At 45.1% G+C, this 15,388-nt stretch carries 7 protein-coding genes; 4 read left to right on the top strand and 3 right to left on the bottom strand.

Annotated elements, in window-relative coordinates:
- Positions 1-110 precede the first annotated feature (110 nt).
- The 4 genes from P5V12_RS16860 to P5V12_RS16845 all read left to right on the top strand — a co-directional run bounded on the left by P5V12_RS16860 (position 111) and on the right by P5V12_RS16845 (position 10,112).
- On the top strand, positions 111-1,145 hold the full coding sequence (locus P5V12_RS16860) for a hypothetical protein (RefSeq protein WP_316954260.1): 1,035 nt from the start codon (positions 111-113) through the stop codon (positions 1,143-1,145).
- A 210-nt stretch (positions 1,146-1,355) separates the two neighbouring features.
- Positions 1,356-7,004, top strand: a complete 5,649-nt coding sequence (locus tag P5V12_RS16855) for an MG2 domain-containing protein (protein ID WP_316954259.1) — start codon at positions 1,356-1,358, stop codon at positions 7,002-7,004.
- A gap of 76 nt (positions 7,005-7,080) precedes the next feature.
- Positions 7,081-9,543 carry a penicillin-binding protein 1C gene (gene pbpC, locus P5V12_RS16850; RefSeq protein ID WP_316954258.1) on the top strand — a complete coding sequence of 821 codons (2,463 nt, stop codon included), beginning with the start codon at positions 7,081-7,083 and terminating at the stop codon, positions 9,541-9,543.
- A 143-nt stretch (positions 9,544-9,686) separates the two neighbouring features.
- On the top strand, positions 9,687-10,112 hold the full coding sequence (locus P5V12_RS16845) for a hypothetical protein (protein WP_316954257.1): 426 nt from the start codon (positions 9,687-9,689) through the stop codon (positions 10,110-10,112).
- A gap of 308 nt (positions 10,113-10,420) precedes the next feature.
- Here P5V12_RS16845 and P5V12_RS16840 read toward each other — a convergent pair whose 3' ends face one another.
- The 3 genes from P5V12_RS16840 to P5V12_RS16830 form a co-directional block, all read right to left on the bottom strand.
- Entirely contained in the window at positions 10,421-13,543 is a 3,123-nt protein-coding gene (locus P5V12_RS16840; protein ID WP_316954256.1) for a CusA/CzcA family heavy metal efflux RND transporter, read from the bottom strand.
- A 12-nt stretch (positions 13,544-13,555) separates the two neighbouring features.
- Positions 13,556-14,548, bottom strand: a complete 993-nt coding sequence (locus tag P5V12_RS16835; protein WP_316954255.1) for an efflux RND transporter periplasmic adaptor subunit — start codon at positions 14,546-14,548, stop codon at positions 13,556-13,558.
- A gap of 73 nt (positions 14,549-14,621) precedes the next feature.
- Positions 14,622-14,954: a hypothetical protein gene (locus tag P5V12_RS16830; RefSeq protein ID WP_316954254.1), complete on the bottom strand. Its 333-nt coding sequence runs from the start codon at positions 14,952-14,954 to the stop codon at positions 14,622-14,624.
- Between the last annotated feature and the right edge of the window lie 434 nt (positions 14,955-15,388).

Below are 15,388 nucleotides of genomic sequence, written 5' to 3'. Positions count from 1 at the left end.
TATACCCATTAATAATACATGGTTTATCGCGCCATTATTCCGATGAGCCACAGAGGATTCAAACGCGGCAATAGGCTTGATAGAGTTAAGTCAATAAGGGGGAGTGTTGGATGCTTGGGCTACGAATAAATATAAGATATAGCCTACTTCTGTTGGTGTGGATATTGGTTCAGTCCTGTTCGAACCTCAATGCACCAGAACAACAAGCCGAAGTGGCAAGCCTGGATAACGCCCGTTTTCTGCCGGAGCCGGATTCTGTGGTTGAGGTGGATCAGGTCAGCTCCTGTGTTAACCCGGATCAAGGCAAGTTGATGCTTAAATCGGGTGACCCCCTTGTTCTGATTGTTCATGGTTGCCACGCTTCTGCAGGGCGTTTCAAAGCGCTGGCCGAGGTATTTGCTTTTCATGGTCAGCAGGCTGTCTGCTTTAATTACGACGATCGGGTCAGTTTGGAAGAAAGTGCGTCACAGCTTTACCGGGCGGTTGAGTCTCTTAGCAAAAGCCTGAATTCACCGAAAGTTTCCATACTTGGTCACAGTCAGGGTGGTTTGATCAGCCGGCGTGCATTTACCAATGAACTTGGAACTGGTGACTTGGCCACCAATGTTTCCTTAACCACGGTATCTGCACCTTTTAACGGCATATCCGCGTCTTCTCATTGTGGTTCGAAGACTCTTGCCTGGTTGTCATTGGGTTTAACCCAGCCGTTGTGTTATATGATCACCGGAGCCAAATATAAACAGATTCCACCGAACTCGGATTTCATTCGTCATCCCGGGAAACTCATTGACCAGGTATCGACTCATTTGCGTATTGCGACAGATGAGAAAGAAAGCTGCAGGGAGTATAAAAGTGGCGTCTGCGTGAAAGACGATTATGTCTTCAGTCTTAATGAACAATTTCAAACCCGTGTGGATCAGCACCAGAACCTTGTCCCGGTTACGGTAAAAGCCGGGCATGTGGAAATTGTGGGTGACGCCAATACCACACCAGACAAACTGATCGCTGTGTTACAACAAAATCAGATACTGCGTGACACGCCTGAAGCGCGTCAGAATGCGTTAACCGAGTTGTTGAATAAATTGTATCTGACATCGACTGATAGCGTATCTGCCAGTAAAAAGTTGATCTCTTCCATAGAGTAGCGTTGCTTTTTTTATGCGATATACCGGCCTTGGTCGTGGAGTATACCTCTCCGCGGTCCAGGCTATTATTTCAACTGATATGCGAGCGTCTTACTGATTGCGCAATTGGTATTTTAAATCCGACATATTTCGCCATATTCTTACCATCTGATTGTCAGGGTTAACCTGTAATCTTATCCGAAATGCCTATCCATACCCGGGAGATTTGTTATGAAGTCAGGCAATTTACTTCGCTTGTTTCTATTTATATGGAGCTTAACAATACTTGTTGGCTGCGACCCTAAGCCAGATGTGAGTGTTGAGCCCACTCAGAATCAAAGCGCGGATGTTCAGGTTGACAATCCGTTAGATGAAAGCGAAGTAGTAGCGCCGTTAGACTGGGACCCCTACATTGAGAGCTTTGATCAAGGCTGGATCTCCTCAACCCAGCCAATCAGTATTCGTTTCCAGCATGCGGTCGTTGCATCCAACAAGGTAAATACGCCGTTGACCGGTGTAGTCAAGGTCACGCCAGATATTACCTTTGATCAACGGTTCATTGCTGACAATGAACTGCTTATTACGCCGGAAACAAAGTTACCGGCCGGACAAAAATACCAAATCTCCCTGTCCGCCAAGCATCTGGATAATGTGGCCAAACAATTACCGCCTTTGGTGTTTCAAGTTCAGGTTCTGGAGCAGGATCTTGAGTTAAATGTGTCTGGACTGGAGCAGGGAAGGCATAAATCGGTAATGGATTTAAGCGGTACGTTGCGTACTCAGGATACGGTAGATAACTCTGCGGTAGAAAAAGTTTTACAGGGAACACAGGGTGGTCAACCACTTGATATTACCTGGCAGCATCAAACTGACCAGCGTTTGCATCGTTTTTCAATCAAGAATATTGCTCGCGCGGAAGAAGTCGGGAAAATTATGTTGCAATGGAATGGGCAGCCGATTGGTGTGAATAAGCAGGGTATCCATGAAGTCGAGGTTCCCGGACTGAATCAGTTTGCGGTTACGGCTGTTCGAAGCCACAATAAACCGCGACAATCTTTGGAAATCAGTTTTTCGGAGCCTTTGAAATCCGGGCAAAATACACGGGGGCTGGTGAGACTGAACGGCGAAAACGTTAACGCGCGGATAGACGGCAGTAAATTAAAAATTTATCCGTCGAACCAGCTTTCTGGTGAGTATACGCTGGATGTGGAAGACACTATTCGCAGTGTCAATAATTTAACCCTGGCTCAAACTCATACCGCACAAGTGGTTTTTATTTCTGAGCTACCGGGCGTGCGTTATATTGGAAAGGGCTCAATATTACCGCCGAATAAAACCATAACCGTTCCATTTGAAGCAATTAATGTGGATGCGGTTTGGGTCACAGCATTTAAAGTGTTTGACAATAATATTGGGCAGTTCCTGCAAGGTAATGATATCGCCAGTTCGTCCACCAATGTTTACACGGGACGATATTTGTGGCGAAAAAAAATAACGCTACCTTCTGTTCCTCAGGATAAATGGCAAAATTATTCTCTTGATCTTGCCAAACTGATGGCAAACCACTCCGATGGCATCGTCAATATAAAATTATCCATTGATCCCAGTGTCAGTCGTTACCCCTGTGAGAAAAAAATTCGTGGGCCGGTAAATCAGGATAAAAACTACGATGGTCCAGGAAACGAAGAAGAGGATTTACGACCTGAGTGGATTGAAAAATATTATGGTACAGAAAACGGCTACATCAGTTGGCGGAAGCGTAACGACCCATGTGATGAGGCCTTTTACCATTACAACGATCAAACCCATGCCAGTCGAAACTTTTTCCTTTCCGATTTTGGTTTGATTGCCAAAAAAGGCGCTGACTCGGATTTACATGTTATTGTTACCTCTATTACTACCGGGTTACCACAAAAAAACGTCACTCTCACTGCCTATAACTTCCAGCAACAAGCCATTGCGTCGGGAAAAACCGATGATAATGGTCAGGCAAAATTGGCGTTAAAAGGTAAGCCATTTTATCTGGAGGCGACAAACCAAAGTGGACGAGGTTATTTGAAACTGGCCACTAATGAAGCCTTGCCAACCAGCCAGTTCGATGTTGGTGGCGTGATGTTAAATAAAGGCATAAAAGGCTTTATTTATGGTGAGCGGGATGTGTGGCGTCCTGGCGACGATATCTATCTAAACTTTATTTTGCAGGACAAAAAAGATCAGATTCCTGCCGGTCACCCGGTGTCTATGGATCTGTTTGATGCTAAAGGCACCCTGATTGCCAGTTTGACCAATGGCCAGCCAGTGGGAAATATTTATACTTTCCATTTCGCCACTCAGGAGGATGCGCCTACAGGTAGTTGGCGGGCCATCGTTAAAGTCGGTGGCAGTTATTTTGACAAAGTTATCAAGGTAGAAACAATTCAACCGAATCGCCTGAAAATTGATTTTAAAATGGCGGATTCACCGATCCAGCTGGGTAATGAACAGCTTCAGGCGGAAATTTATGCGCAGTGGTTGAGTGGTGCGACGGCTAAGGCATTACAAGCCGATACCGAATTGAGTATTACATCGAAGAAAACAGTTTTTGATGGTTTTAGCCAATATATCTTTGATGATCCGGCGAGTCGCTTTGAAAAATCGAAAAAGCAAATTTTCTCCGGCAGCTTAAATGAGGAAGGAAAAAAACAGTTCCAGTTTAATCTTGGTCTCAATCAATCCGCACCGGGAAAACTAAGAGCAACCTTTATTTCTCGTGTTTTTGAAAAGAGCGGTAACTTCAGTACATCCATTCATCAGGATGAAATTCTGCCGTTTGCTAACTGGGTGGGTTTATATATTCCAGAAGGCAGCGGTTACCGCAATGCCATTGATAAACATGCAGACCACCCAGTGCGCCTGGTCTCCATTAATTCTGAGTCTCAGCCCGTAGCGAATCGTCAACTTCGAATCAAGGTGTATAAACTTAATTGGTATTGGTGGTGGGATAAACCCGAGGAGAACCTGGCTAACTATATTCGCGGGCGACATGCCAGCACGGAAAGCGATGTCACCGTTACTACCGATGAAAATGGAACGGCGAACTGGATACTGAAAAAAGACAGTTATTCCTGGGGAAGATATTTAATTCGTGTTTGTGATGTTGAAGGCAATCATTGCAGTGGCAAGCAGGTATACATGGGGTGGAGTTGGAATAATCAAGTCAGCCCGGATGCGGCAACCCAGTTAATGCTTTCAACGGATAAAGCAAAATATGAAGTGGGTGATCAAGCCCGAATTCAGTTGCCCGATATTAATCAGGGCAAAGTGTTTTACAGTATAGAGAATGGCTCGGAAGTGATTGATCAACAGTGGGTGCAAGTCTCCGAGGAAACCTCAGCATTTACTTTGCCAATTACCGCAGCCATGGCACCGAATGTTTATCTCAATGTGTCTCTCATTCTGCCCCATCAAAACAAAACATCAGATGCGCCGATCAGACTTTACGGTGTGGTTCCACTGTTGGTAGAAAACGCACAAAATCGTGTGAAGCCCGAAATAGTATCGCCAGAAAGTGTTCGGCCGGAAAGCCAGTTTACTGTCGAGGTGAAAGAGGCAGATGGCAAGGCGATGGCCTATACCCTGGCTGTAGTAGACGAAGGTTTATTGGGCATTACCAATTACTCCGCGCCGGACCCCTATGATTATTTTTATCAGAAAGAAGCCTTGGGTGTTCGCACCTGGGATATTTTTGATGGTGTAATTGGAGCTTACGGCGCTAATTTGGAACGAACGCTACGCATCGGTGGTGGTAAATCACAGGACGATAAAAAAGAAAGCAAGCAACGACGTTTCCCGCCGGTTGTGCGTTTTCTCGGTGCCTTTAAATTACAAAAGGGTGAAGTGAATCGTCATCAAATCGATTTGCCACAGTATATGGGCGCAGTGAGAGTGATGGTGGTGGCTGCCACGGATACGGCGTTTGGTGTACAGGAAAAAACGGTAAAAGTTACGCAACCGCTTACTTTACTCACTACGCTTCCGCGAGTGCTCGGTCCGGGTGAAAAAGTTGCAATGCCGGTAAATGTTTTTGTCAGTGATAAAAGCATTCAACAGGTTGATGTAACAGCGAAAACCGATTCGCCGTTATCACTGACAACTTCGACAGCCCAATTATTATTTAACGAACCGGGTGATCAAATTGCACTGTTAAATCTGCAGGTAGATGACAGTCTTGGTCAGGGGCAAGTTAATGTCGTAGCTAGGTCTGGGCAGGAAACGGCAGAACAAACCATTGCCATAGAGTCTCGCAGTGCCAACCTGGCACAAACTCAAAGCGTGACCAAGCTGTTGCCGCCAGGCGAAACATGGCAGCCAGCGCTAATACCAAACGGTATGGTGGGGACCAACCAAGCATCTTTGACGGCATCGTCGTTACCGGCAATGAATTTACGCGATCGTCTGGATTATCTTATCCGTTACCCACACGGTTGTGTTGAGCAAACTACGTCAGCGGTTTTCCCGCAAATCTGGCTGCATCAATTAACAACCTTGTCTGATGATAAACGCGGAGACATTCAATATAACGTCGAAGAGGCATTAAAAAAATATAAACGTTTCCAGCATGATAACGGTGGCTTCAGTTATTGGCCTTCGGCGACTTACGTGAACGACTGGGCTTCAAGCTACGTGACACACTTTTTGGTCGAGGCAAAAAATCAGGGGTATCCCGTAGAAATTACCATGCTAAATTCAGCGCTGAGTTACCTGAAACAAAAAAGTGATGAGAGTGGTGATAGTCGTAACTTATACAGCGTCATGGCATACCGCTTGTATGTGTTGGCGGAAGCCGGTAAGCCAAATTTGCCAGCAATGAACCGTTTGCGCGAGCGATTGTTGAAAAATGCCAAGCAAAATACCCTAAACCATGAACACAATTTGGCGAGTTGGTTATTGGCTATCGGTTATAACTCCCTCGGTTTGGCGGATGTGGCAGAGGAATTAATGTCCATCAGTGATACCAATATTCAGGATTATCGTTACTCCGAATATACCTATGGTTCCAGTTTGCGAGATCTGGCAGTGTTAAATCTGGCCTATTCCCGCTTGAAAAAACAGGACTCCGCCTGGTTGACGGCCAAGTCGATCGCCAAGCAATTATCTTCGGATAATTGGTACAGCACACAAACCACCTCATGGGCACTGTTGGCTTTGGCGCATTTTTCCGACATTCGGACAGGCGATTCCAGCCGTTTCTCTATTCATGATCAACCCAGTAATCGTAGCGATTGGAAAGAGATGGAATTTAGTTCCAGTTTTTATCAGCAAGCGATCACGCAGGACAGCTTGAATAATCAACGTCTACAAATTCGCAACGATAGTGAGCACCCAATTTATTTTTCTTTAAGTAATACGGGTATTCCAAAAACGGAACAGGAAGAAGCTGTTGAACAAGGGTTGAAACTGGATGTTCAGTTCTTCGATTTGAATCAGCAGCCTATTGATATTGCAAGCTTACCCCAAGGGCAGGATTTTATCGCCGAGGTCACTGTATCGGCTATAACAAAAATGAATAGCTTCCAGTATCAGGATATTGCACTCACTATGGTTATGCCCAGTGGTTGGCAAATTCGCAATCAACGCCTTGAAGGTGAAAGTTTACCGCAGGGGTTGGATTATCAGGATATTCGTGACGATAGAATCAGCAGTTATTTCAGTTTATGGCGCAATCACTACTGGCGTTATCGTTACAACAACAACAGCCAACCCAAGGTTTCCATTAAAGTACAACTTAACGCGACTTACGCCGGAAGATTTTATTTGCCTTCCTGGCAAGTGGAATCCATGTACGATAATGAGTTACAAGCCCGTTCTATGGGCAAGTGGGTTGAAGTAAAACAGCAGTAAACAAGTTGCTATTGCGTCGCCCCTTCTCTTGGAAATTGTCGCAGGGGAAGGGCTGTTATGCGATAAGGCGAGGTGAATGAGTCGTTCGGGAAGTAAAAACAATAAAGTGGTAACGTCTTCTCAAGCGCACAGGGATGGGATTTTATGGAGAAGATTAGCCATTTTCTTACGGCTAGGGATCTTTAAACCTTTTTCCAGGCTTCGACTCGCCCAATTGGCGAAAAAAAAATGGCTGGTTGCGATTGTTTTTACGCTTGCGGTGTTATGTATTTATTTCGCCGTGCCGCCGGCTATTCCCGTTAAGTCATATTCAAAGGTGTTATATGCTCAAAACGGTGAATTATTAGGGGCAAAAATTTCGAACGATGAGCAATGGCGTTTTCCGCCTGTCGACGTGGTGCCGGAAAAATACCAACGGGCATTAATTGAGTTTGAAGACCGACGTTTTTACCAGCACAGCGGAATCAGCCTGCTCGCAATAGCTCGGGCAATGCGGGACAACTTTGAACAGGGAAGAGTTGTTAGTGGTGGCAGTACGATTACCATGCAGCTTGCCCGAATGTTGAGGTCAAATCCGCCTCGAACCTATTTGAATAAAGCCATTGAAGCATTAATTGCGGTTAAGCTTGAGTTGCATTTTTCCAAGCAGGAAATTTTAAAACTGTATTCAGCCAGAGCCCCGTTTGGTGGCAATATCGTAGGTTTAAATGCGGCCAGCTGGCGTTACTTCAATCGTTATCCCAAGCAGCTTTCCTGGGCGGAGGCAGCGCTACTTGCTGTTTTGCCCAACAGCCCTGCGCTGATCAACATTCATCGGTCCAGAGATAAACTGTTGGAAAAACGCAATCGGTTGCTAGACCACTTGTACCAACAAAAACTGTTGGACAAAAATACCTATGAAATCAGTCTGCGTGAACCGATTCCAGAACAACCGAAACCCTTACCGCAGATTGCATCACATTTACTGAGTAGTCTGGTCATTGAAGATAAAAAAAACGACCAGTTCGAAACCACCATTGATCTGTCGCTGCAACAGAAAGTTGATCAACTAACCAAAAAAAATGTAGCCGCATTGGGCGTGGCAGGCATAAACAATTTGTCTTTGGTGGTAATCAACCACCAAACCATGGCGGTAGAAGCGTATATTGGCAATGCTACCTTTGAAAAAGCCGTGGATCAGGGGCCGCATGTGGATATCGCCCGCAGGCCCAGATCCACGGGCTCCATTCTCAAACCCTTCTTATATGCGAGTATGTTGGAGCAGGGTGAGATTCTTCCTAACCAGTTGGTCGCCGATATTCCTTCCAATTTTGCAGGCTTTACGCCGGAAAATTTTGATCGTCGATACCGAGGCGCAGTACGGGTTAAAGATGCGATTATTCAGTCTTTAAATATTCCGACCGTGCGTTTATTGCAGCAATACGGTGTTGCACGTTTTTATGATGATTTGCAATCTTTGGGCTTGAGTTCCCTTTTCCGCGCGCCGGAGGAATATGGCTTAAGCTTGATTCTCGGTGGTGCGGAAGCCTCGTTATGGGAAGTGACTCGCGCATATGCATGGTTAACCGCTCAAGTCGAGGGCGAAACAAGAGCATTAAGCTTCACGCAAGGCGGTGAGCCGGAACTGGCACGGGCGTTGTATTCTCCGGGAACGGCTTGGGTTACGTTGAATACCCTACTCGCCGTTTCCCGTCCCGATGTAAACGGCTATTGGCAGCAGTTTTCCAGCAGCCAAAAGATCGCCTGGAAAACCGGAACCAGCTATGGTCTCAGGGATGCTTGGGCCGTGGGCAGCAATGGCATGTATACGGTTGGCGTATGGGCGGGAAACGCAAATGGCGAAGGTGTGGCTGGTTTGAGCGGTCTGAAATCGGCAGCGCCCACGATGTTTCAGGTTTTTGATTTGCTGGGTGCGAGTCGCTGGATTGAAAAGCCTGAGTACGATCTGAAAAAAATGTACATTTGTCGCAATGATGGCTTTCTGCAAGCACAAAATTGCGTAGTGAATGAATCGGTTGTACCTCGAGTGAGTCATTTTCAAAAAATATCTCGCTTCAATAAAAAAATTATGCTCGATAAGCTCAGTGGGTTAAGAGTTCACGGTGGTTGCGAAAAGGTGACAAATATAGAACAGAAAACGTTTTTCGTTTTACCGCCCATTCAGGAGTTTTACTGGAAAAGCGTGAATGCGGATTACTTTCCTTTACCTCCTTGGCGAAGCGACTGTTTACCAACGCTTGCTGCATACACAGACGATAATCCTATGGATATTGTTTACCCCTACGAAGGAACAAATATCTATGTGCCTTTAACGTTAAGTGGTGAACGTGGGAGAACTGTTTTTAAAGCATATCATCGTGATGAAAAAGCAAAAATCTATTGGCATGTGGATGATCAGTTAGTTTCCGAGACAGAGTTTTTTCACGAAATAGAACTGAATTTGGAAGAAGGCTGGCATAAATTGGTTTTGATCGATCACTTTGGTTTTCGAAAAGAGCGTTGGTTCAAAATAATTAATAAAAGCTCAAACAATTTGTAAAATTTTTTTAAATTTATTTAATATAAATTACCTTTAGTCGAAAATATTATTAGTTTTGTTAATCTGGTATTTGTGAACGAAGTGCCATTACTGCTATTCTTAAGCGGTAGCTCAAAAAATATTCGACTAGGATAAATCTGCCAATGGCCGTAGAACAAAGTTGGAGTGAGTTTGGTGATACACTCAACAACGCTACTGATAATTTTTCTGTCGCCTGGTATCCAGGTTACGCCATTATAAAAATAAATGGTGTTATCGAACTGCCAAACATGGTTGATGCAAATAACGTTTTAACTTCTGATGCACGTTTTGATGATATTCAGGGGTTTTTGGTTGATATGAGTGCCGCAGAGACGATTAATATGTCAGATATGGATTTAAGAGTCGTTGCAGCATTGGGAAAAGCTGCACCGAAATACAATCCAAGAAAATTAAAAGTGGCATACGTTATTCGTTCTCCCCAAATTCGCAACACGATTGCCCGAGCAGTTGATCAATATTTTCATAAGGAATGGGATCGAATGCTGTTTATTGACCCACATGCTGCATTGCAATGGGTTAGGCGTTAATTTTTATTTTCTTTGTCCATATTTTTACTTTCCTGATTTTTCTTGCTTGTTTCGTACATTTGTCTGAATACTTCTATCCATTATTTTTTTTGTTCTGTTTTTCGTGGTTCTTTTCACGTTTTGTCGTGAGTAAGTTTTTTCAGTCGTGGATCGTATAACGCAGTTGTCTTGTCTATTTTGTTTTTTATAGTTTAAGCAATTAGGTTTCTAGGTGTATGTTTCGTCGATGTGCTGACGGGATGTTTCATGAAAGATAGTAGAAGTTCACATTTGGGTGAAAATGAACTTCTACCGAATATCACATTGTTTTACCTCGTCGTCACTTTTTTGATATTCCTGTAACAGCTGGTATAGAGCGCGGGAAGAACAAACAGCGTTAACAGTGTTGATGAGATGATGCCACCGATTACCACTGTGGCTATTGGTCGTTGAACTTCCGCTCCGGTACCTGTGTTTAACGCCATCGGTAAAAAGCCTAAACTGGCCACGAGCGCTGTCATCATTATGGGGCGCAAACGGATTTGTGCTCCTTGAATAACCGACTCAATGATCGAGTGATTTTCCCGTCGTAAGTCTTGAATAAACGCAATGAGAACCAGTCCGTTTAACACGGCAACCCCGGAAAGCGCGATAAAACCCACTCCGGCCGAAATTGAAAAGGGCATATCCCTTAACCATAACGCGATTATGCCTCCTGTTAATGCGAGGGGAACGCCGCTAAACACAATTAATGCGTCTTTTAGCGAGGACAAGGCCAGTATGAGCAGGGCCATGATTACCAGAAGTGTGACCGGTACTATCACCCCCAGGCGTTGACTGGCAGATTCAAACTGTTCAAAGGTGCCGCCATAGTTTATCCAATAGCCTGGTGGAAGCTGAACCTGATTCTGGATTTGCTGTTTTACTTCATCGACAAAACCACCCAGATCGCGCCCCCTGACGTTGGCACTGACCACAATGCGACGTTTACCGTTTTCCCGACTGATTTTATTGGGCGCTGGCAAAAGTTCGATTTGAGCCACCTCGCTGAGTGGAACATAGTGTCCGGAATCCAAATACAGTGGCAAATGCTTTATTTGTTCTATGTCTGTACGCAAGGGTTCAGGTAGTCGGACAACAATTTTAAATTGACGATCCCCTTCATATAAGCTGCTGGCTTCGTAGCCACCGAAGTAAATTGCCGCCGTGGAATTTAAATCTTCAACGCTAACACCGTATCTCGCTAACGCATCGCGTTTCGGTAAGATGGTTAAGGTAGGTAGCTTGGTGATTTGCTCCACTTTCGCATCTGCAGCACCTTCAATATCTTGAATAACGTTCAGTACCTGTTGGCCAAGATTAATTAATGTATCCAAATCTTCGCCAAATATTTTTATCCCCAGGTCTGATCGCACACCGGAAATTAGCTCATTAAAACGCATTTGAATGGGCTGGGTAAATTCATAATTATTGCCAGGAACGGTCTTTAGTTTCTCTTCCATTTCTTTTAGTAGTGTGGCTTTATTTTTGTTTTTATCCTGCCAATCCTTTTTGTTTTTGAGAATCACAAACGTGTCCGCAACATTTGGTGGCATAGGGTCGGTGGCCACCTCGGGTGTACCGACTTTGGAAAATACTTTATCGACTTCCTGAAATTCAAGCAGCGCTTGTTCCAGAGATTGTTGCATTGCTGTTGCCTGTTCCAAACCTGTTCCCGAAATTCGCATAGCGTGCAATGCAATATCTCCTTCATCTAACTGAGGAATAAATTCTGAACCCAGTTTGGTTGCGAGCCATAGACAAAGCACCACCAGCGAGCCGGCGGAAAACAACGTAATAGTTTTATAGCGTAATGCGAATTTTAATGCCGGTAGGTAGATGCTTTTGGTTTTTCGTATAATCAGGTTTTCATTTTCCTGAATATTACCGCGAATAAATAATGCAACCGCTGCGGGGACAATAGTGATGGAAAAAATCATCGCGGCAAGCAAAGCGATGATGACGGTCATGGCCATAGGTTGAAACATTTTTCCTTCTACGCCACTCAAACTGAATATGGGAATATAAACCAGAGTGATAATAAATACACCGAACAGGCTAGGCCGAATCACTTCGTTGCTGGCTTCAAATACAAGCTGTAAACGTTCCTTTAATTCAAGTCGGCCTGTAGATGTAGCTTGAGCTTGCGACAGCCGACGGATGGTGTTTTCAACCACAATGACGGAACCGTCGACGATCAGGCCAAAATCCAGCGCACCTAAACTCATTAAGTTGGCGGAAACTCCCAGCTTCTCCATACCGAAAATTGTGGTCAACATCGATAGGGGAATCACTGCTGCGGTAATGATGGCTGCACGAATATTACCGAGTAAGAGAAATAAAATAACAATAACTAACAGCGCACCTTCAAGCAGGTTTTTCTGCACCGTGACTAGTGTTTTTTCCACAAGCCCGGTTCGGTTATAGACAATATTTACCTTTACGCCTTGAGGAAGCGTATTTTCAATCTCCGCCATTTTTTTTGTGAGCGCCTGAGAAACGGTTCGTGCGTTTTCTCCCATAAGCATCATGGCTGTGCCCATAACGGTTTCCTCTCCGTTATAGGTGGCGGAGCCGCTTCTTAGTTCTTTGCCTATGCCAATGTCGGCGACCTCTTGGAGAGTAATTGGAATATTATCGATCTCCTTAATGGCAATATTTTTCAATTGCTCATAGTGGGTAAGCTGACCCACTGCACGGATCAATAATTGTTGTCCGTTCTTCTCGATAAATCCGGCACCGGTGTTCAGGTTATTATTTTGAATGGCGGTCGTAATGTCCTCCAGTGAAATCCCGTAGGTGAGCATTTTCGTTGGCCAGGGGTAAACGTGGTACTGTTTGTCAAAACCACCGATGGTATTGATTTCGACCACACCTTTTGTTTGGGCCAGTTGCGGTTTGATGACCCAGTCCTGGATCTCCCGTAGCGAAGTGGTGGTGTAATCCGAGCCGTCACTGTCTTTTGCTCCAGGTTCCGCATAGACCACGTAGGTGAATATTTCTCCCAGCCCGGTTGCGATTGGCCCCAGTTGTGGTTCAAGACCTGAAGGAATCTGATTTTTTATGGCCGACAGCTTTTCATCTATCAGGTTGCGAGCAAAATAAATGTCGGTCCCATCCTTAAAAATAACCGTGACCTGGGATAAACCATAGCGGGACAGAGAGCGGGTATGATCCAGTCCGGGTAACCCCGCCAGCGCATTTTCTATCGGGTAGGTAATACGCTGTTCGCTTTCCAAAGGGGAATAACCTGGCGCTTCAGTATTAATTTGTACCTGAACGTTGGTAATGTCTGGTACCGCATCAATGGGTAAACGTTGCAGGCTGAATAGCCCTAAACCAATTACGATGAGTGCCAGAGAGAGGGTGAAAGCACGCCGATGTATGGCGAAATTGAGTAGTGCTGTAATCATCTCGTCATTCTCCTAGTGCGCGTGATCATTTCCGGCGGAAGACTTTTCCAGTTCAGACTTGATGAGATAGCTGTTGCGGTTTGCGTAGCGCTCATCGGCGGTTAAACCTGAAATGACTTCTGTCTTTTGGCCATCGGAGATGCCGGTTTCTATGGGCCGGACTTCGAAGTGATCGCCATCCACAACGAACACGCTTGTGGTGTTGTCGACGATATGAATTGCGCTGTTTTCAACGCTTACGGGAACGGATCTCTCCTGCGTAATCAATTGGCCCTGAATAAACCTTCCTGGAGAAAAGCTTCCCTCGGTATTGTCGATATTGGCGCGCACGATAAGAAAAGGCTGGTTGTTATTGCTGGGGAGAATGTGGTTAACGCGGATACTCACTGGTGACTCCTGAGTCGCAAGGAGGATGCGCATACCGGGTGTCAGCGTATTTGCCTGACTGTGGAAGACTTTAAACTCCGCCCAGAGTGTTTGCAGGTTGGCGATCGAAAAGAGTATCTGGTCTTCGGTAGATTCTCCCGCATTAGCATGTCTCTCGGTGACGATCCCCTGAATGGGGGAACGGATGGTGTAGTTGCTTAAACTGATGTTGGATTCCACTTCTGCCAGGGCTTGGCCTTGAGCCACCTGCTGCCCGATGTCTACAAAAACCCGAACGATTTCACCGTCAAAGCGGGCCTGAATGTGGCTGAGACCGGAGGAGGGAACCGTTACCTTGCCGAAGATATCAATGCTTTGAGCAATATTTGCCGGCCCAGCCTGATTTAAGGTAATGCCAAGTTGTTGGGCTCGTTCGATATTCAAAGAAGATTCCTGGTGTTCCTCGTTATTTGACGCATCCATGTCGTATTCATGGTCGTTATCTTCCGTGGGGGAGTGTTGCTTCTCCTGTTCATGTTGATCTGTTGGTTGATGATCGTGGTCGTGATCATCCGAATTTGCATTGCAAGCCGCTAAAAAAATCAGGCCAGCAACAGCGAATGGGCGTAAAAAGGACATAATTGTTCCACCATAAAACTACATCCGAGCGAATCGGATACGACTAATCTGGAGTGTTGTTAAGAGGCCGTAGTTAGCTTCTTGGAGGGCGGAACAGGTCGACCAGAAACACCGAATCGGGGTCGGCAAGTGTTGCGGAGGGTTGTCGATGTGGTGAAAATGAATAGGGGGGATCAATAGAGGAAATCATCAACGGCCCAGTCGTGCCGTGACAGTGGCAGCAATGTTCGCAGTCGACTTCAGACAGGTTCGCGATAGTGTCCCCGTCGTCAATGTGGTCTTTGTGATTTTCCATGTATTCCGCAAAAAGGCTTTCCTGCTCATGTGCCTGATGCGTGTCTGCCAGTGCAGTAATAGACTGCAGCAGCTGTAACGCAAGGACTATGATGATAAAAGCTTTATTCAATGTCGGAAACTTTGGGTTATTGAATGGATGGTAGAAAATACACCATTTTTTGGCAAAAGCCCAGGCTGTGTTCCATCTGGAATGCGATAGTGATTTTTCTCGGTCGGTTCGTTTGACAGGCTGCTGGTAAAAAAGTTTGATGCGATTTGTTATCAGATTACTGTTCTTTTCTTTATATTCAGAACAAAGTCCATACCTAAGATGAGTTTTTTGTTATCGATAAATACGGGATAATGCTCGCCCTCCTAACTTCCTGAGTGTTGTTCTTTCGGCTTCTGGTAGGAGATGGATTCAACTCTTAGTACAAAAAAACTGTTTTTACAGTCGTACTATTCTGTTTGTGCTGCTTTATCGTATGTTTGGTACTGCACTTGTGGACGTGTTGGCGAGATGCCAGTATGACTGTAGTTCGGTTTATCTATAGGTTAAAAACA

The organism is Teredinibacter sp. KSP-S5-2 (genome assembly GCF_032773895.1).
Classification (GTDB): domain Bacteria; phylum Pseudomonadota; class Gammaproteobacteria; order Pseudomonadales; family Cellvibrionaceae.
This window is presented reverse-complemented; position numbering and strand designations above follow the sequence as displayed.